The following is an 18,323-nucleotide window of genomic DNA, read 5'->3' as shown; positions in this document are numbered from 1 at the left end:
CCAACCTGCCCGTAGGGGAAACCCCTATGTGCCGCTAGCCGGCGACGATGTTGACCAGCTTCGGCGCGCGCACGATCACCTTGCGGATCTGTGCGCCGCCCAGCGCCGCGACCACGTGCGGGTCGGCCAGGGCCAGCGTCTCCAGCTCCGCGTCCGTGATCGACGGGGAGACCTCCAGGCGGGCCTTGACCTTGCCCTTGATCTGCACGACGCAGGTCACGGTCTCGTCCACGACGTACGCCGGGTCGGCGACCGGGAAGTCCTGGTGGACGACCGAGTCGGTGTGGCCCAGCTTGCGCCACAGCTCCTCGGCGATGTGCGGGGCCAGCGGGGCGACCAGCAGAACCAGCTGCTCGGCGACCGGCCGGGAGATCGCGCCACCGGACTTGGTCAGGTGGTTGTTCAGCTCGGTGATCTTGGCGATGGCGGTGTTGAAGCGCATCGCGGCCATGTCCTGCGAGACACCGTCGATCGCCTTGTGCAGGGCGCGCAGCGTGTCCTCGTCGGGCGCGGTGTCGACGACCGTGACCTCACCGGTCGCCTCGTCGACGATGTTGCGCCACAGCCGCTGCAGCAGCCGGTACTGGCCGACCACCGCGCGCGTGTCCCAGGGGCGCGACACGTCCAGCGGGCCCATCGCCATCTCGTACAGGCGCAGGGTGTCGGCGCCGTACTCGGAGCAGATCTCGTCCGGCGTGACCGCGTTCTTCAGGGACTTGCCCATCTTGCCCAGGACGCGGCTGACCTTCTCGCCCTGGTAGTAGAACGCGCCGTCCCGCTCCTCGACCTCGGCCGCCGGCACGGCGATCCCGCGCGCGTCCCGGTAGACGAAGGCCTGGATCATGCCCTGGTTGTAGAGCTTGTGGAACGGCTCGGCCGAGGAGATGTGCCCCAGGTCGAACAGCATCTTGGACCAGAAGCGCGCGTACAGCAGGTGCAGCACGGCGTGCTCGGCACCGCCGACGTACAGGTCGACGCCGCCGGTCGGCATGCCCTCGCGCGGGCCCATCCAGTACTGCTCGACGGCGGGGTCGACCAGCTTCTCGGAGTTGTGCGGGTCCAGGTAGCGCAGCTCGTACCAGCAGGAGCCGGCCCAGTTGGGCATGGTGTTGGTCTCGCGCCGGTAGCGGCGCGGTCCGCGGCCGTCGCCCAGGTCCAGGGTGACGTTGACCCAGTCCTCGTTGCGGGACAGCGGGGTCTCCGGCTGGGTGTCCGCGTCGTCGGGGTCGAAGGTGCGCGGCGAGTAGTCCTCGACCTCCGGCAGCTCCAGGGGCAGCATCGACTCGGGCAGCGAGTGGGCGACGCCGTCCTCGTCGTAGACGATCGGGAAGGGCTCGCCCCAGTACCGCTGGCGGCTGAACAGCCAGTCGCGCAGACGGAAGTTGACGGTGCCCTCGCCGATGCCGCGGTCGGCCAGCCAGGCGGTGATCTTCGCCTTGGCGTCGACGACGCCCAGGCCGTCCAGGGAGATCTCGTCGTTGGCCGAGTTGACCAGCTTCGCCTCGTACGAGGAGAAGGCGTCCTCCCAGGTCGACGGGTCGGTGCCGCGGTCGTCGCTCGGCTCCACGACGCAGCGCATCGGCAGCTCGAAGGCGCGCGCGAAGGCGAAGTCGCGGCTGTCGTGCGCCGGGACGGCCATGATCGCGCCGGTGCCGTAGCCCATCAGGACGTAGTCGGCGATGAAGACCGGGACCTGCTGACCGCTGACCGGGTTGGTCGCGTACGCGCCGGTGAAGACGCCGGTCTTGTCCTTGGCTTCGGCCTGGCGCTCGACGTCGGACTTCGAGGCGGCCTGCTTGCGGTAGGCGTCGACGGCCTCGGAGGGGGTGGCGTGACCGCCGGTCCACACCTCGTGGGTGCCCTCGGGCCAGGCGGCCGGGACGATCTTCTCGACCAGGTCGTGCTCGGGCGCCAGGACCATGTAGGTGGCGCCGAACAGGGTGTCCTGGCGGGTGGTGAAGACGGTGATGGCTCCGGCGTCGCCGACCTGGAAGTCGACGCGGGCGCCCTCGGAGCGGCCGATCCAGTTCCGCTGCTGCAGCTTGATGGCCTCGGGCCAGTCCAGCGCGTCCAGGTCGTCCAGCAGGCGGTCCGCGTAGGCGGTGATCCGCATGTTCCACTGGCGCAGCTTGGCCTTGAAGACGGGGAAGTTGCCGCGCTCGGAGCGGCCGTCGGCGGTGACCTCCTCGTTCGCCAGGACGGTGCCCAGGCCGGGGCACCAGTTGACCGGGGCGTCGGAGGCGTACGCCAGGCGGTACTCGCCCAGGACGTCGGAGCGCTCGGCGGCGCTCAGCTCGCTCCACGCGCGCGTGCCGGGGACCTCACGCGTGCCGTTCTCGAACTGCTCGATCAGTTCGGCGATCGGCCGGGCCTTCTTGGCCTCGTCGTCGTACCAGGAGTTGAAGATCTGCAGGAAGATCCACTGGGTCCACTTGTAGTACTCCGGGTCGATCGTGGCGAACGACCGGCGCTTGTCGTGGCCCAGGCCCAGCCGGCGCAGCTGGACCTTCATGTTCTCCATGTTGGCCTCGGTGGACACGCGCGGGTGCGTGCCCGTCTGCACGGCGTACTGCTCGGCCGGCAGGCCGAAGGCGTCGAAGCCCAGGGTGTGCAGCACGTTGTGGCCGGTCATGCGCGCGTGGCGGGCGAAGACGTCCGTGGCGATGTAGCCCAGCGGGTGGCCGACGTGCAGTCCCGCACCCGAGGGGTACGGGAACATGTCCATGATGAACTTCTTGGGCAGGGCGGCGACGGCGGGGTCGCCCGCCAGGTCACCGGTGGGGTTCGGCGCCTCGTAGGTTCCCTCGGCGTCCCAGAAGTCCTGCCAGCGTGCCTCGATGTCGGCGGCCATGGCCGCCGTATAGCGATGAGGGGCCGCCGTCTCGGCGGCCGTAGTGATCTCGGTCATGGTCCTTGATGCTCCATCGATCGTCTCTGCCCACTGCCACGAACTGCCCGAAATGAAAAATCCCCTCGCACAGGAGGGGATGCCGCGCCGACTCCGACGGGAGGTCTGTCACCCGTCGGGACTGGTCAGCGCGGCTCGGTAAGCAGGAGGCGTACGGCACGCATGGCGCCAGGGTACCGCAGGGCCCGAGCGGGCCGCACCGGCGTTCCACGGAGCGGCGGCGGAGGAGGAGCGCGGCGGAGACGCCGCTCACGAAGAAGCGGGCCACCCGATCCGGGTGGCCCGCTTCTCTTCTGTGGAGCTAAGGAGAATTGAACTCCTGACCTCCTGCATGCCATGCAGGCGCTCTACCAACTGAGCTATAGCCCCGCGTGCGGGAATTTTCAGATTACCGCAGAACCGGCACTAGCCATCCTATCCGGATGGCTAGCTTCCGTTCTGTGGAGCTAAGGAGAATTGAACTCCTGACCTCCTGCATGCCATGCAGGCGCTCTACCAACTGAGCTATAGCCCCTTGTTTCGCCGTCCCCGCTTCCACGTTCCTCGCGGCGACGGACAGAACATTAACGGCCCGCCCGGCAGATCGCCAAATCCGTTTCTCCGGCCTCTCCAGGGGCCCGGGTAGGGTCGCCGACTGTGTCCGTCTCCGTGCTCTCCCGAACCCGCGCCCGGCCGTGGCCCCTGGTCACCGCCGCGGCGGTCTGTCTGCTCTCGTTCACGGCCTTCTGGGTGGCGCAACGCCTCGCCCACGTGAACATGCTCGACGTGATGGTCTACCGGGCCGAGGGCGAAACGGTCCGGGCCGGCGGCGACCTGTACGCGATGCGCGCGACCTCGGCGAACCTCGGCATGACCTACCCGCCCTTCGCGGCGCTTCTGTTCGTCCCGCTCACCCTGGTGGGCGTCCCGCTGATGCGGACGCTCACGACGGCGGGGAACCTGCTCCTGGTGGTCGCCCTGGTGCAGCTGTCGCTCCAGCTGGTCCGCCCCTCGCTGTCGCGTACGGACCTGTGGCGCACCACACTGTGGGTCGCCGCCGTCGTGGTCTGGTGCGAGCCGGTGTGGACGACCCTGCGGTACGGCCAGATCAACCTGCTCATAGCGGTGGCGGTGCTGTGGGACCTCACCCGCCGCGAGGGCAGCCGCCGGGCCGGCCTGGGCGTCGGCCTGGCGACCGCGGTGAAGCTCACCCCGGGGCTCTTCGTGGTCCTCCTGCTCGCCGCGGGTCTGCTGCTGTGGCGCCGGGACCGGGGCATGAACCAGTGGCTGCGCACGGCACTGACGGCGACCGGGGTGTTCCTCGGGACGACGCTGGCCGTGGCGCTCGCCCTGCCCGCGGACTCGAAGCGGTTCTGGACGGAGACCCTGTTCGAGACCGGCCGGGTCGGCTTCGCCGAGGAGACCGCCAACCAGTCGATCCGCGGGGTCCTGGCCCGGCTGATGCACACGGACGACCCGGGCATGTGGTGGGCGGTGACGGCGGCCGTCCTGGGCGGCGCGGCGATGGTGCTCGCGGTACGGGCGGCGGTGCGCGGCGACAAGGCGGTGGCCGTGGTCGTCTGCGCGTTCACGGCGCTGATGATCAGCCCGATCTCGTGGTCCCATCACTGGGTCTGGTGCGTGCCCCTGCTGATCCTGCTCGCGGACCGCGCCACGCGCGCGTGGCCGGTGACGGGGGCGGTGGCGCTGGCCTTCGCCTCGTTCGCGCTGTGGTGGGTCCCGCACGACCCGGGGCGCCCCGAACTGGACCAGAACGCGGGGCAGATGCTGCTGTCGGCGATCTACCCGCTGACGGCAACGGCGCTGCTCGTGGGATACGCGCTGACGCTGCGACGTCAGGCCGTCGCGAAGGAGTAGAACCGCTTGAGGGTGCAGTGCTCGTCGAGGAGCCGGCCGTAGATCGGCTCCCCCTCCAGCTCGCGGTAGGTCTCGATGGGGTCGCCTTTTATGATCAGCGCCCGCGCGCACTCCTCGCACCAGTACTGGAAATCGGGATTGACCGGGTCCATGTCGCGCACGATGGGCGTGCCGCTGCCGCACCAGTCGCACTTCCGCCTGTGTGCACCCATCACTCAGCTCCAGCTGTGGCCGCAGGCCGCGCACCCATAGGACACCCTGCCGTTGTCGCCGAGCACTTGGGTCACCCTCCCGTCCGGATCCTCGTCCCCCTCCGGCCGTCCGATTCTGCCATGGCCCCGCAAGAGGGTCAGCGCGATCGTCGCGGCAGTCCCGCGACGGCGCCCAGGAGGGAGGCGGCGGCCAGGGCGAGGGCGGTCGCCCACAGGGCGTCGGCGGAGTCCTGAGCTCCGGAACCCGCGTACCGGCCGAGGAAGAGGGTGCCGAACGTGGCGACGCCCACGAGCTGCCCGAGCTGTGTGACGGTGGCGAGCAGCCCGCTGGCGTCGGCCGCGTCCTCGGGGCGTACGGTGGCCAGCGCCCCGGTCAGGGCCGGGCTGAAGGCCAGCGAGATCCCCGCGCCGAACGCGCCCAGGGCCGGGTAGAGCCCCCAGCCGCCGGTGCCGCCGTCCGCGAGCAGCCCTCCGACGGCGAGGAGCGCCGCGGCCGCGAGCAGGAATCCGGCCGGGACCAGCGCGCGGTGCAGCCGGGCCGACCAGCGCCGCCAGGTCAGGCCGACGGCCCCGAAGACGACGGCGGCGGGCCCGAAGGTGAGCCCGGCGCGCAGGGCGCTGTGGCCGAGCCCACCCTGCAGGTGCAGGGTCAGGGTGAACAGGAAGCCGGCGTTGGCGCCCATCGCCACGGAGATCCAGAGGACGGCCCGCCCCATCCCGGGGATGCGCAGCACGCGCGGGGCGATCAGCGGGGTGCCGCCGCGCCGGGCGAGCCGGGACTCGTAGGCACCGAAGACGACGGCGAGCAGCAACGAGCCGCCGAGGGAGAGCCAGGACCACAGCGGCCAGTCCTGCTCCTGACCGAGGACCAGGGGGACGGTCAGCAGGGACACGGCGGCGGCGAGCAGGAGCAGGCCCGGCAGGTCGAGGGCACGCGCACGCGTGGACCCGGCGTGGGCGTCGCGGGGCAGCACCCGGACGCCGAGGGCGAGCAGGGCGATCCCGAGGGGCACGTTGACCAGGAAGACCGGCCGCCAGCCGGTGCCGAAGAGGTCGGCGCTGACCAGGACGCCGCCGACGACCTGACCGGCGGCCGCCCCGGTGGCCAGGACCGCGGAGTAGGCGCTGAGGGCCCGGACCCGGAGCTCGCCCGTGAAGTTGCGCTGGATGAGGCTCAGCACCTGAGGGATCATCAGGGCCGATCCCGCGCCCTGCACCAGGCGAAAGACGATCAACTGGCCGGCGCCCGCGGCGAGTCCGCAGGCGAGCGAGGCGGCGGTGAACAGGGCGAGGCCGCCGAGGTACGCCCGCCGGTGGCCGATCAGGTCTCCGAGGCGGGCCCCGGTGATCAGCAACACCGCGTAGGTGATGGTGTATCCGGCGATGACGAGCTGGAGCGCGCCTCCGGACGCGGAGAGTTCGGTCCGGATGGTGGGGGCGGCGACGTTGACGATGAAGACGTCGAGGAGCGCCATGAACTGGGCGGCGAGCACCACTCCGAGCAGCAGGCCGGGGCGGTTGTCGGTGGCGCGGTCTTTACTGGGTGCGGGACGTGTTGCGGTCGAGGTCATGCGAAGAGCGTGACCGTGATCGGATACGGGTAACGAGAGCCCGCCGATGCTGGTACTGACACCACCTGGCAGCGGTGGCACGGGGACTCGACCATGGGGGTGTGACGATTGTGGCAGCGCTACCGACGCAGCGTCGACGACGACCGGAACTTGCCGCGTTCCTGCGCAGCCGCCGGGCCAGGGTGACCCCGGAGGACGTGGGCATGCCGCCGGGACTCCGCCGGCGCACACCGGGGCTGCGCCGCGAGGAGGTCGCCCAGCTCTCCGGCGTCGGCGTCACCTGGTACACCTGGCTGGAGCAGGGCCGGCCGATCAACGCCTCCGCGCAGGTCCTCGACGCGGTGGCCCGTACCCTCCGCCTCGACCGGCCGGAGCGCGAGCACCTCTACCACCTCGCCGAAGTGCCGTACGCCCCGGACCGACCGGCCCCTGACATCCCGGAGGTGAGTCCGGAGATCCAGGGGATCCTCGACGCCCTGGACCCGCTCCCGGCGGTGCTCTACAACGCGCGGTACGACGTGCTCGCGACCAACGCCCTGTACGAGCGGCTCCTGATGCAGGACGGACCGGGCCTGGACACCGGCCCGTTCGGCATACGCAACGTTCTCTGGGCGCTGTTCAGCGTGCCGGGGCCGAAGTGCCCGGTGGTCGACCGGAAGCGGGAGCTGCCGCTGATGGTGGCCCAGCTGCGGGGGGCGTACGGCCGCCATGTCGGCGAGCCCGAGTGGGAGGAGTTCGTACGGCGTCTCGCGGAGGCCAGCCCGGAGTTCGCCCGCCTCTGGCGCAGCGGTGACGTGGTCCCGCCGGGGACCCGGGTGAAGGTCTTCCGGCACGATCTGACGGGTGAGATCCGGCTGACCTCGGTCTCCCTCTCGGTCAACGGGATGCCGGAGTGCCGGATCGTGACGTACACACCGAGCGACGAGGAGAGCCGCCGGCGGATCGCGATCCTGCGGACCATGGACGAAACGCAGACCATGGACGAAGTGCAGACCATGTGACGGAACGACGAATCCCGCCCCCTGACGGGGACGGGATCCGGTGACTGTGGAGCTAAGGAGAATTGAACTCCTGACCTCCTGCATGCCATGCAGGCGCTCTACCAACTGAGCTATAGCCCCTTGTGTTCTTCGTGTTCTTCGCGCCGCGCGCTCCGAACAAGAAGAACTCTAGCCTGTGACCTGCCGGAAAGTGAAATCCGGGTCCGGCAGGCCGGTCGTGAGCTCAGTCGTCGTCGCCGAGGACCGGCTCGGGCAGCGTGCCGGCGTTGTGCTCCATCAGGCGCCAGCCGCGCGCGCCCTCGCCGAGCACCGACCAGCAGCAGTTGGAGAGCCCGCCCAGGCTCTCCCAGTGCCGGGCCTCCAGGCCCAGGAGCCGGCCGATGGTGGTGCGGATGGTGCCGCCGTGGCTGACCACGACGAGCGTGCCGTCCTCGGGGAGCTTGTCGGCGTGCTCCAGGACCACCGGGGCGGCCCGGTCGGCCACCTCGGTCTCCAGCTCGCCGCCGCCCCGGCGCACGGGTTCGCCGCGCTTCCAGGCGGCGTACTGCTCGCCGTACCGCGCGACGATCTCGTCGTGGGTCAGCCCCTGCCACTCCCCCGCGTACGTCTCGCGCAGGGCGGAGTCGTGGGCGACGGCGTGGCCGGTGATCGACGCGAGCTCCGCGGCGGTGGCCGCCGCCCGCTTCAGGTCGGAGGCCACGATGGCGTCCGGCTTGAGCGCGGCGAGCAACCGTGCGGCCCGGCGCGCCTGGGCGACGCCGGTCTCCGTCAGCTCGATGTCGGTCGAGCCCTGGAAGCGGCGCTCCAGGTTCCAGGAGGTCTGGCCGTGGCGCCAGAGGACGATGCGGCGGCCGCTGCCGCCCTTGGTGGCGCTCAGCTCAGCTCACCGTCCGGTCCTTCGGGAAGGCCGGAGCCGGCCTCGATGTCGGCGCCGGTCAGGGCGGCGTGCTCGGCGGCCTTGCCGCGGGTGTTCACGGCGTCCTCGGGCAGGTCGAGCTCGGGGCAGTCCTTCCACAGCCGCTCGAGGGCGTAGAAGACCCGCTCCTCGCTGTGCTGGACGTGGACGACGATGTCGACGTAGTCCAGGAGGATCCAGCGCGCGTCGCGGTCGCCCTCACGGCGGACCGGCTTGGCGCCGAGCTCCTTGAGCAGCCGCTCCTCGATCTCGTCGACGATCGACTTGACCTGGCGGTCGTTGGGGGCGGAGGCGAGCAGGAAGGCGTCGGTGATCGACAGCACGTCGCTGACGTCGTACGCGATGATGTCGTGCGCGAGCCGGTCGGCGGCCGCCTGGGCGGCGGTCTTGACGAGCTCGATGGAACGGTCCGTGGCGGTCACAAGCAGGCTTTCGTCGGCGGTCCAGTACCCCTCCAGGGTCTCACGGACCGCCGACGGCCCCGTCGGCGTTTTCCGGGGCGCCCCTTACCGGGGCCCCGGGACCTTGTAGTCCTGGCCCAGGATCACGGTGACCGCGATCGTTCCCGAGGGCTTTCCCTTCTCGACGGAGGAGGCGGGCAGCCCCAGCGTCTTGGCCACCTCGGTGGCCGTCGACTTCTGGGCGTCGTCGCCGTAGAGGACCTGCGATTTCTCCCGGACCTCCGCGTCGGCGCCGCCCACGAAGGTGAAGCCGCCGTTGATCAGGACGATCCGGGCCGCCTCGGCCGCCTTCTTGCCGGAGCCGTCCCGCAACGAGACCCGGGGCACTTCGCCCGCCTCGGGGGCGGTGACCTTGCCGCCCAGGATGTCCTTCACCACACTGTCGCTCGCGTCCTCGGTCAGCGCGCCGTCCTGTCCCACCGGGAGCAGGGCCGTCTTGTAGTCGCCGATCTTGGCGTGCTCGGCGAGCTTGGCCAGGGAGGCGGCGAGGTCCTTCTCCGGGAGCGAGGGATCGAGGATCTGCTGGAGGGTCTCGATGGTGACCGTGGCCGCCTCGGGGTCGCTGGAGAACTTGCGCAGCACCCCGTACATGACCCCGCCGAAGCGCTGGAGCTGCTTGGCCTCGGCCTCGCCGGGCGCCCGGTAGGTGGCGTAGGCGACGGCGGCGCGGCCGTTGAGCGTCTGCTTCTCGCCCTTCCGGACCAGCGGCTCGGTGCCCTTCTTGGTGTCGGGGACGTCCGTGTCGGTGTCGATCTCGATGCCGCTGACGGACTCGACGAGGTTCTCCAGGTAGGGGGTGTCCAGCCGCCAGGTGCCGGTGATCTTCGTCCCGAGCAGGTTGCCGATCGCCTCCCGGGTGCCGCTGGAGCCGTCGTCCTCGACGGACTTCCCGAGGGTGGTCCCGGCGCCCTCGGCGTCGGCGACGACGACGGAGTTGGGGAGGAGGATCGTGGTGCCCTGGCGGGTGGTGGCGTTGTCCACGAGCAGGGCGGTGGAGGTGGTGCCGTGCTTGAGGTCGTGGAGGTGGACGACGATCGTGTCGCGCTGCTGCGGGCCGGTCGCGGCGTTCCCGCTCTTGCCCTCCGGGTCGGACGAACCGGGGAGCAGGCCCGCCGACCAGAGGTAGCCGGCGCCGCCGGCGACGGCGAGCACGAGGACGACGACGAGCGCGACGATCCGGTTGCGGCCGCGCCGCCTGGCCTCCTCACGCCGCTCCGAGCGGCTCTCGGTGAACTTGAGCCAGTCGATGACGTCCTCGGAGTCCTCGTCGGGCTCCTCGATGAACGAGAACTGTTCCGTGCGGTAGGCGCGGTCGTCCTCGTCCTGCCGCGGCGGGGCGGGCCGCTCGGACGCGGGGCGCTGGCCGGGGACTCCGGCCGGGGCCGCGACGGGGGCTGCGGGGGCCGCCGGCGCCGCCTGGGCGGGCGCCTGGACGGGCGCGGGGGCGGGCTCGGGCTGGGCGGCCCACTGCTGTCCGGTGTCGTAGGACGGGTAGGCGTAGCCCTGCTGCCCGTAGGGGTCGTACTGCGGGGGCAGGCCCGACTCCTGGGCGGGCGCCTGCTGGGCGTACGGGTCGTAGCCGTACGCCTGCTGCTGCTGTCCGGCGTACGGGTCGTAGTGCTGTGCGGGCGCCTGCTGCTGTGCCTGCGGCTGCTGGTACACCGGCTGCCCGTACTCGTCGTAGCCGATGATCTGCGGCTGCGGATAGTACGGGTCGTACGGGTGCTGCTGATCGTTCACCGGTGCCCCTCCCCGAAGCTCACTCGCCGCGGTACAGCTGGCGCTTGTCGATGTAGCGCACCACGCCGTCCGGGACCAGGTACCAGACGGGATCGCCCTGCGCGACCCTCACCCGGCAGTCGGTGGAGGAGATGGCGAGCGCGGGGATCTCGACGAGCGAGACCCCGCCCTTGGGCAGTCCGTCGTCGGTGAGGTCGTGGCCCGGTCGGGTGACGCCGATGAAGTGGGCGAGCGAGAAGAGCTCTTCGGCGTCGCGCCAGGTGAGGATCTGCGACAGCGCGTCGGCCCCGGTGATGAAGAACAGGTCCGAGTCACTGTTGAGAGACCGCAGGTCCCGCAGGGTGTCGATGGTGTAGGTCGCACCGCCGCGGTCGATGTCGATCCGGCTCACGGAGAACTGCGGGTTGGACGCCGTGGCGATGACCGTCATCAGATAGCGGTCCTCGGCCGCGGAGACGGCCTTGTGGCTCTTCTGCCACGGCTCCCCGGTCGGTACGAACACCACCTCGTCCAGATGGAACAGGGCGGCGACCTCGCTGGCCGCCACCAGGTGTCCGTGGTGGATCGGGTCGAAGGTTCCGCCCATCACGCCGAGTCGGCGCTTGCCGCGCCCGCCAGTAGGCACTTCCTGCTCTCCCATGCGTGCAGAGCCTACTGGCACGGCGGCGGACGCCGGATCAGCGGTCTCCGGTTCAGCGGTCGCGGTTGAAGCGGGTGGTGATCCACAGCAGCAGAAGCAGGGTGCCGAAGGCACCGAAGCCGGTGAGGTAGGGGCTGAGGCTTTCGTGGTTGCCGCCGTGCTCGGCACCCTCGGCGAGGGTGACCAGGTGGGCGGCGGTGCTGTGGAGGCTCATCTTCGGCAGACCTATCGATCGGGGATGGGAGCGGAGACTTCGCGCACATCGTATGCGGGCGGTCGCGGCGCGCTCACGCCGACTCAGGCGTTGGCGTCGCGGTCCGCGCCGTCGTCGCCACCGGTGTCGGCCGTGTCGTCGGTGCGATACCCGCGCAGCAGGAACCAGGCGAGCAGGACTCCGCCCACGAGCGAGACGAGCAGCACGATCCGGAGCGTGTCGCCCAGTCCCTGCTGTGCGGCGGCGGCCGCGAGCAGGGCGGCTGTGGCGTCTGCGGTGTCCGGCATGTCGGTCGTGCCCTTCGGTCGCCCTCGGTGTCCTGAGTTATCCACAGGCTCCGCCACACGGTAGCGCCAACGCCTACGCTGGGTTCAGTCAGGGGGACGAGCACCGACTCGTACGAACAGGGGGCATCCATGACCGAGAACGACCAGGGGAACGTGCCGAGCAGGCAGCGGAAGCGGTTCCCCGGCATCTCCTCGCGGGCCTACGAGCATCCGGCCGATCGCTCGGCCCTCGTGGCGCTGCGGAAGCTCAGCGGCTTCGACACGGCCTTCAAGGCGCTCAGCGGACTGCTGCCGGAGCGCAGCCTGCGACTCCTCTACCTCTCGGACTCCGTCCGGGTGAGCGACGCGCAGTTCAGCCACCTCAACGACATGCTGAGGGACGCCTGTTACATCCTGGACCTGGAGAAGGTCCCGCCGATGTACGTCACCCAGGACCCGAAGCCCAACGCGATGTGCATCGGCCTGGACGAGCCGATCATCGTGGTCACCACCGGTCTGGTGGAGCTCCTCGACGAGGAGGAGATGCGGGCGGTCGTCGGCCACGAGGTCGGACACGCGCTCTCCGGGCACGCCGTGTACCGCACGGTCCTGCTCTTCCTTACCAACCTCGCGCTCAAGATCGCCTGGATCCCGCTGGGCACGGTCGCGATCACGGCCATCGTGACGGCGCTGCGCGAATGGTTCCGCAAGTCGGAGCTCTCCGCCGACCGGGCCGGCCTCCTCGTCGGCCAGGACGTGCAGGCCTCGATGCGCGGCCTGATGAAGATCGCCGGCGGCAACCACCTGCACGAGATGAACGTGGACGCGTTCCTCGCCCAGGCCGACGAGTACGAGAAGGCCGGAGACCTGCGGGACTCGGTCCTGAAGATCCTCAACGTGCTGCCGCGCTCGCACCCCTTCACCACCGTCCGGGCGGCGGAGCTGAAGAAGTGGTCGGAGAGCCGCGACTTCCAGCGGATCATGGACGGGCACTACCCGAAGCGCTCGGAGGACAAGGACACCTCGGTCACGGACTCCTTCCGCGAGTCGGCCGGGCACTACGCCGACACGGTGCGGACCAGCAAGGATCCCCTGATGAAGCTGGTCGGGGACATAGCCGGCGGCGCCGGTGACCTGGCGGGCGATCTGGGCGGACGGCTGCGCAACCGGTTCGGCGGCGGCCAGGGCCAGAAGACGGACGGCGGCCCCGCCCGGGACGGCAAGGGCACCGGAGGCGAGGCCGGGGACGGGACGACGGGCGACGGGGCCGGGGACGGTCAGAGCGAGGGCTGAGCGCTCGGCGCCAGAGCTCCGCACAGCGCGGGGGCGGCGGGCCGGGCGGTGGCGTACGGATCGGTGACCACCGGGCCGCCGCCCGCGTCCGAGGCCCGCTCCCCCGCCAGGAGCGGCTTCAGGGAGCCCGCGGTGTCGGCGCCGCAGGCCTGCGGACCGGCCTCGACCGTGCTGGTCAGCAGCTCGGCGCGGTGCATCTGCAGGTCCTCGCGGTCGAAGCGGAAGTGCACCACGCGGTGGACCGTGAAGAGGGACGCCGCGGCGACCGGCCCCGCGCCCTGGACGGCCGGACGGAGCGCGTAGGTATACGTGTGGTCGGCTGTGACGTCCAGCGTGTCGGGGCCGGTCTCCTCGAAGCGGAGGGTGCCCTGCACGCGGGCGGCGGGCTCCGCGAGGGCCACCTGCCGGGGGTCGAAGCGGATCAGCCAGGCCGCGAGGGCGTGCCGCCCGTCGTCGGCGGGGGACTCGACGCTCCGGTCGAACTGTTCCAGCTGGTCCGGGTCGAGCAGCAGGCGCGCGGGCCGGACGGTCGCCCCGGACAGGACGTCCGGCTCCAGGGCGGAGGCCACCAGGTAGTCCTTGGCGATGCTGAGGCCGGTGACGACCTGGCTCTCGGCGAAGTTGGAGGTGCGCCCGGCGACGGGCAGGTTGATGCCGGCGGCCCCGGTGCGGTACTCGGCGGCCGGGCTGTGGGCGAAGAGCTGGGCGGGCGTGCCGCCCGGGACGGGGCCCTGGGGGGCGAGCGGGACCACGGTGGTCCGCAGGGGCTCGGCCCGCTGGTCGACGGGGGGCAGGTAGGGGTTGCGGACGCCCAGGTAGATGGCGGTGCCGAAGGCGAGGAGGATCAGCAGGACGAGCAGGACCGCCTGGCGGGAGCCGCTCCGGCTCTCCCAGGAGGAGCGGCTCCGGACGGCCTGGGCGTACTCGCCCATCCGCTCCTGCGCGGAGAGCTCCTGGAGGTGGGCAGCGCGGATGAACGCCTCGTCGAAGACGACGGATCGGTACTCGTCCTCACCACCGCCGGGGAACCCCTCGGGCGTCCCCTCAGGCGGGTCGCCACGCCCTGCCATACCTTCAGGGTAGGTCCGCGCGGGCTTCGGTAAACGCCCAGGTACACGACAAGTTCGGAAGAATTCCGCCGTCAGGGTGTGCCGGGGGCCGTGGGATGCCGGACGGGACGGGCCGACCAGGCCGCGGGGTGCCTGGTGGGCTGGGGCCGACCGGACCACGGGATGCCTGACGGGCTGAGGCCGACCGGACCGCGGGGCGTCTGGTGAGCTGAGGCCGAACGGACCGCGGGATGCCTCATGGGCCGGGCCGACCGGACCGCGGGATGCCTAGCGGGCTGAGGCCGACTGGGCCGCGGGGGCGGAAGCGGGGGCCTGGGCGGCCGGTGGGGCCGGGTTCGGGTTCGGCGTGTCGACGCCGGTGGTGGCCGGCGGCGGGACCTGGTCCTCGCGGTTGGCGGCGGCACCCCGGTAGACGGCGCTGAAGGCGAGGGCGACCATGCCGACGCCCATGACGAGGGCGAGGATCCAGGCGACGGGCCGGAGCCAGCGGGCGCGGCCCCGGTAGGGGCGCAGGGCCCCGCCGTGGCGGCCGTAGGGGCTGGCGTCGTCGCCGATGTCGTCGGGCTCGTAGGTGAGGCCGACGGGGTCGTGGCCGTCCTCGTAGGGGTCGTCCTCGACGGATCCCCCGCCGGCGCGGGCGCGGGCCGCCTCGGCCTCGGCACGGGCCTGGGCGGCGGCGAGGAGCCGCTCGACCGCGGTGGGCTCGTGGATGGTGGCGGACCGGACGAAGTCCTCGTCGAAGGCCACGTCGGCCCAGACCTCGTCGGCGCCTCCGCGGTCGACAGCGTCCTCGGGGTCTCCGCCGTCCTGGAACGGCCTGCCCCCCACGTCGTCCGGCACGGATTCAGAGTAGACCCGGAAGGGGGTTTTGGGCAGGGAGAGTGCGAAGCCTCCCTGCCCGTCCCTCCCCGTACCGAAAGGAGGTGTTACCGCACGTGACCGTCACCGGTGACGATGTACTTGGTCGAGGTCAGCTCCGGAAGGCCCATGGGGCCCCGGGCGTGCAGCTTCTGGGTGGAGATGCCGATCTCGGCGCCGAAGCCGAACTGGCCGCCGTCCGTGAAGCGGGTGGAGGCGTTCACGGCGACCGTGGTGGAGTCGACCAGCTGGGTGAAGCGGCGGGCCGCGGCCTGCGAGGTGGTGACGATGGCCTCGGTGTGGCCGGAGGACCACATCCGGATGTGCTCGACGGCCTTGTCGAGGGAGTCGACGACGGCGGCGGCGATGTCGTACGAGAGGTACTCGGTCTCCCAGTCCTCGGGCGTGGCCGGGACGACGGTGGCCTTGGAGCCCTCGGCGAGGGCGAGGACCCGCTCGTCGGCGTGGACGGTGACGCCGGCCTCGGCGAGGGCCGCGAGGGCCTTGGGCACGAAGACCTCGGCGACGTCCTGGTGGACGAGGAGGGTCTCGGCGGAGTTGCAGACGCTGACCCGCTGGGCCTTGGAGTTGATCAGGATGTCGACGGCCATGTCGAGATCGGTCTGGGCGTCGACGTAGACGTGGCAGTTTCCGGTGCCGGTCTCGATGACCGGGACGGTGGACTCCTCGACGACGGTGCGGATGAGGGAGGCTCCGCCGCGCGGGATGAGGACGTCGACGAGGCCGCGGGCGCGCATCAGCTCGTGGACCGACTCGCGGGACTCGCCGGGGACGAGCTGGATCGCGTCGGCGGGGAGTCCGGCGCCACCGATGGCGTCGCGCAGGACGGTCACCAGGGCGGTGTTGGAGGCGTACGCGGAGGAGGAGCCGCGGAGCAGGACGGCGTTGCCGGACTTGAGGCAGAGGGCGGCGGCGTCGACGGTGACGTTGGGGCGGGCCTCGTAGATGATGCCGACGACGCCGAGCGGGACGCGGATCTGGCGGAGGTCGATGCCGTTGGGGAGGGTCGAGCCGCGGACGACCTCGCCGACGGGGTCGGGCAGCGCGGCGACGTCACGGACGTCGGCGGCGATGGCCCGGACGCGCTCCGGGGTGAGGGTCAGACGGTCGATGATGGCCTCGCTGGTCCCGGCTTCGCGGGCCTTGGCGATGTCCACGGCGTTGGCTTCGACGATCTCGGCGGTGCGGACTTCGAGGGCGTCCGCGATCGCGAGGAGCGCGTCGTCCTTGGCCGCGCGCGGGAGTGGCGCGATTTCGGCGGCGGCGCCACGGGCCCGGTAGGCGGCCCGGGTGACCGGGGAGAGGTTGTCGAGGGGCGTGAGCGAGGTCATGTCCGCAGGGTACTGGCACCGCTGCGGACATCCCTCACGTATTGCGCCCGTATCCCGCACTCCGAGACGTTTCCCCACCGCGGTGGCCTGTCTCCACCTGTCGGTGGGGGGCCGCCCGCCGGTGGGGGTCCACCCCCCGGCGGGGGTCCGCCCGTCGGCGGGGGTCCGCCCGTCTGTGGGTCTTCCCGTCTGCGGGGGTCTTCCCGTCAGTAGGGGTGGACGCCGACCGGGGCGGCGGGTGGCGGGCCGTAGCCCTCCGCGATCCGCTGGTGGTAGGTCTCGCGGTCGATGACCTCGAGGCCCACGATCTCCCAGGGCGGCAGCTTGGCGGTCTGCCGGTGCTCGCCCCACAGGCGCAGGGCGACGGCCGCCGCGTCGTGCAGGTCGCGGGCCTCTTCCCAGTACCGGATCTCGGCGTGGTCGTTGGCGTAGCGGCTGGTCAGCAGGAAGGGGTGGTCGTGGGCCAGCTGTTCGAGCCCGCGTCTCACTTCCTTCAGCGGTGACTCCACGCCCGACACACTGAGAGTGATGTGCCAGAGCTTGGACACCGGCCGTTCCTCACGTGTCTCGGTGGTGGTCTCGGTCTTCCTGTCCGTGGACCTGTGCCGTGCCTCGTCGAAGTCGGCTCCGGCCTCGACACTGGTCAGGGCGCGTTCGGCAGTCCCGCGGGGCGGTGCCCCTGGGCGCGCTCGTCTCACCGGCGGCCTCCTGTGTGATGCGTGTGGTGCTGTACCCCGCCTTGTCTTACCCCCGAGACAAAGTTGACCAGTCCGAGGCGGCACTTGGGGCGGTTTTGGTGAACGTCCCTTCCGGATGGCCAGACTTTCAGCCGTTTCGGCGTCGGCCCCGTCAGCGGATGACGACCAGGTCGTCGCGGTGGACGACCTCGCGTTCGTACTCGGGTCCGAGGTCCTTGGCGAGTTCGTGGGTGGAGCGGCCGAGCATCCGGGGCAGCTCCTTGGCGTCGAAGTTGACGAGGCCGCGGGCGACGGCCCGGCCGGAGGCGTCGCGGAGCTCGACGGGGTCGCCGGCCACGAAGTCGCCCTCGACGGCCGCGACACCGGCCGCGAGCAGGGACTTCTTGCCCTCGACGACGGCCCGTACGGCTCCGTCGTCGAGGCTGAGGGAGCCCTGCGGGGTGGAGGCGTGGGCGAGCCAGAGCAGCCGGTCGGCGGAGCGGCGGCCGGTGCGGTGGAAGTACGTGCCGGTGTCCCGTCCGGCGAGGGCGTCGGCGGCGCGGCTCGCGGAGGTGAGGACCACCGGGATGCCGGCGGCGGCGGCGATCCGGGCGGCCTCGACCTTGGTGACCATGCCGCCGGTGCCGACGCCCGCCTTGCCGGCCGAGCCGATCTCGACGTGGGCGATGTCCGAGGGGCCGGTGACCTGCGCGATCCGCGAGGTGCCGGGCTTGGAGGGGTCGCCGTCGTACAGCCCGTCGACGTCGGAGAGCAGCACGAGCAGGTCGGCGCGGACGAGGTGGGCGACGAGGGCGGCGAGCCGGTCGTTGTCGCCGAAGCGGATCTCGTCCGTGGCGACGGTGTCGTTCTCGTTGACGACGGGGAGCGCGCCCATGGCGAGGAGCTGGTCCAGGGTCCGGTACGCGTTGCGGTAGTGGGCGCGCCGGCTGGTGTCGTCGGTGGTGAGGAGGACCTGGCCGACGCGGACGCCGTAGCGGGCGAAGGAGGCGGTGTAGCGGGCGACGAGGAGGCCCTGGCCGACGCTGGCGGCGGCCTGCTGGCGGGCGAGGTCCTTGGGGCGGCGGGTGAGGCCGAGCGGTGCGAGTCCCGCGGCGATGGCGCCGGAGGAGACGAGGACGATCTCCTTCTCGCCGCCGCTGCGGACCTTGGCGAGGACGTCGACGAGGGCGTCGACGCGGTCGGCGTCGAGGCCCCCGGAGGCGGTGGTGAGCGAGGAGGAGCCGACCTTGACGACGATCCTGCGGGCCTCCGTCACGTACTGCCTTG

17 protein-coding genes and 3 tRNA genes are annotated in these 18,323 nt (G+C 71.5%); 3 read left to right on the top strand and 17 right to left on the bottom strand.

What is annotated here, in order from left to right; genetic code table 11:
- Positions 1-34: 34 nt before the first annotated feature.
- The 3 genes from leuS to BLW86_RS25155 all read right to left on the bottom strand — a co-directional run bounded on the left by leuS (position 35) and on the right by BLW86_RS25155 (position 3,422).
- Positions 35-2,908 (bottom strand): leucine--tRNA ligase, encoded by a 2,874-nt coding sequence (gene leuS, locus BLW86_RS25165; protein WP_093876142.1) that lies wholly within the window; start codon positions 2,906-2,908, stop codon positions 35-37.
- Between the two features lie 296 nt (positions 2,909-3,204).
- Positions 3,205-3,277, bottom strand: a tRNA-Ala gene (locus BLW86_RS25160).
- 72 nt (positions 3,278-3,349) lie between these two features.
- Positions 3,350-3,422, bottom strand: a tRNA-Ala gene (locus tag BLW86_RS25155).
- Positions 3,423-3,544: 122 nt separating this feature from the next.
- Here BLW86_RS25155 and BLW86_RS25150 point away from each other — a divergent pair.
- Positions 3,545-4,765 carry a glycosyltransferase 87 family protein gene (locus tag BLW86_RS25150; RefSeq protein WP_093876141.1) on the top strand — a complete coding sequence of 407 codons (1,221 nt, stop codon included), beginning with the start codon at positions 3,545-3,547 and terminating at the stop codon, positions 4,763-4,765.
- Here BLW86_RS25150 and BLW86_RS25145 read toward each other — a convergent pair.
- Both BLW86_RS25145 and BLW86_RS25140 read right to left on the bottom strand, forming a co-directional pair.
- Positions 4,744-4,977, bottom strand: coding sequence for a hypothetical protein (locus tag BLW86_RS25145; RefSeq protein ID WP_030211122.1), 234 nt, complete (start codon positions 4,975-4,977; stop codon positions 4,744-4,746). The two genes, BLW86_RS25150 and BLW86_RS25145, sit on opposite strands and share 22 nt — an antisense overlap.
- Before the next feature lie 137 nt (positions 4,978-5,114).
- Positions 5,115-6,548 carry an MFS transporter gene (locus BLW86_RS25140; RefSeq protein ID WP_177181746.1) on the bottom strand — a complete coding sequence of 478 codons (1,434 nt, stop codon included), beginning with the start codon at positions 6,546-6,548 and terminating at the stop codon, positions 5,115-5,117.
- A 101-nt stretch (positions 6,549-6,649) separates the two neighbouring features.
- Here BLW86_RS25140 and BLW86_RS25135 point away from each other — a divergent pair, with 101 nt between their 5' ends.
- Positions 6,650-7,549: a helix-turn-helix transcriptional regulator gene (locus BLW86_RS25135; RefSeq protein WP_093876140.1), complete on the top strand. Its 900-nt coding sequence runs from the start codon at positions 6,650-6,652 to the stop codon at positions 7,547-7,549.
- 47 nt (positions 7,550-7,596) lie between these two features.
- Here the strand turns inward: BLW86_RS25135 and BLW86_RS25130 are convergent.
- The 7 genes from BLW86_RS25130 to BLW86_RS25100 all read right to left on the bottom strand — a co-directional run bounded on the left by BLW86_RS25130 (position 7,597) and on the right by BLW86_RS25100 (position 11,807).
- A tRNA-Ala gene (locus BLW86_RS25130) sits at positions 7,597-7,669 on the bottom strand.
- A 103-nt stretch (positions 7,670-7,772) separates the two neighbouring features.
- Positions 7,773-8,426: a histidine phosphatase family protein gene (locus BLW86_RS25125; protein ID WP_093876139.1), complete on the bottom strand. Its 654-nt coding sequence runs from the start codon at positions 8,424-8,426 to the stop codon at positions 7,773-7,775.
- Positions 8,423-8,887, bottom strand: coding sequence for a ribosome silencing factor (gene rsfS, locus BLW86_RS25120; protein WP_030684910.1), 465 nt, complete (start codon positions 8,885-8,887; stop codon positions 8,423-8,425). The genes BLW86_RS25125 and rsfS overlap by 4 nt, the downstream gene beginning before the upstream one ends.
- Before the next feature lie 84 nt (positions 8,888-8,971).
- A complete protein-coding gene (locus tag BLW86_RS25115) occupies positions 8,972-10,666 on the bottom strand; it encodes an LCP family protein (protein WP_093876138.1) in 1,695 nt (564 codons plus the stop codon).
- A gap of 19 nt (positions 10,667-10,685) precedes the next feature.
- The gene (gene nadD, locus BLW86_RS25110) at positions 10,686-11,306 is read right to left on the bottom strand and encodes a nicotinate-nucleotide adenylyltransferase (protein ID WP_093876137.1); all 621 of its coding nucleotides are present in this window, start codon (positions 11,304-11,306) and stop codon (positions 10,686-10,688) included.
- Positions 11,307-11,358: 52 nt separating this feature from the next.
- Positions 11,359-11,520: a hypothetical protein gene (locus BLW86_RS42140; RefSeq protein ID WP_030684916.1), complete on the bottom strand. Its 162-nt coding sequence runs from the start codon at positions 11,518-11,520 to the stop codon at positions 11,359-11,361.
- Between the two features lie 83 nt (positions 11,521-11,603).
- Positions 11,604-11,807: a hypothetical protein gene (locus BLW86_RS25100; protein WP_093876136.1), complete on the bottom strand. Its 204-nt coding sequence runs from the start codon at positions 11,805-11,807 to the stop codon at positions 11,604-11,606.
- A gap of 129 nt (positions 11,808-11,936) precedes the next feature.
- Between BLW86_RS25100 and BLW86_RS25095 the strand changes: the two genes are divergently transcribed.
- A complete protein-coding gene (locus tag BLW86_RS25095) occupies positions 11,937-13,079 on the top strand; it encodes a M48 family metallopeptidase (protein ID WP_093876135.1) in 1,143 nt (380 codons plus the stop codon).
- Here the strand turns inward: BLW86_RS25095 and BLW86_RS25090 are convergent.
- The 5 genes from BLW86_RS25090 to proB all read right to left on the bottom strand — a co-directional run bounded on the left by BLW86_RS25090 (position 13,064) and on the right by proB (position 18,312).
- Complete coding sequence (locus tag BLW86_RS25090; protein ID WP_093876134.1) at positions 13,064-14,149, bottom strand: SCO2583 family membrane protein; 1,086 nt, start codon at positions 14,147-14,149, stop codon at positions 13,064-13,066. The genes BLW86_RS25095 and BLW86_RS25090 overlap by 16 nt on opposite strands.
- Before the next feature lie 267 nt (positions 14,150-14,416).
- Positions 14,417-14,989 (bottom strand): SCO2584 family spore wall biosynthesis protein, encoded by a 573-nt coding sequence (locus BLW86_RS25085; protein WP_093876133.1) that lies wholly within the window; start codon positions 14,987-14,989, stop codon positions 14,417-14,419.
- Between the two features lie 86 nt (positions 14,990-15,075).
- Positions 15,076-16,359, bottom strand: a complete 1,284-nt coding sequence (locus tag BLW86_RS25080) for a glutamate-5-semialdehyde dehydrogenase (RefSeq protein WP_093876132.1) — start codon at positions 16,357-16,359, stop codon at positions 15,076-15,078.
- 206 nt (positions 16,360-16,565) lie between these two features.
- Entirely contained in the window at positions 16,566-17,057 is a 492-nt protein-coding gene (locus tag BLW86_RS25075) for a hypothetical protein (protein ID WP_093876131.1), read from the bottom strand.
- A gap of 151 nt (positions 17,058-17,208) precedes the next feature.
- On the bottom strand, positions 17,209-18,312 hold the full coding sequence (proB, locus tag BLW86_RS25070; RefSeq protein ID WP_093878848.1) for a glutamate 5-kinase: 1,104 nt from the start codon (positions 18,310-18,312) through the stop codon (positions 17,209-17,211).
- Between the last annotated feature and the right edge of the window lie 11 nt (positions 18,313-18,323).

This window comes from Streptomyces sp. TLI_105, assembly GCF_900105415.1.
GTDB lineage: Bacteria > Actinomycetota > Actinomycetes > Streptomycetales > Streptomycetaceae > Streptomyces.
Note: the sequence above shows the minus strand (reverse complement) of the source record. Positions and strands in the feature narration are given on the sequence as shown.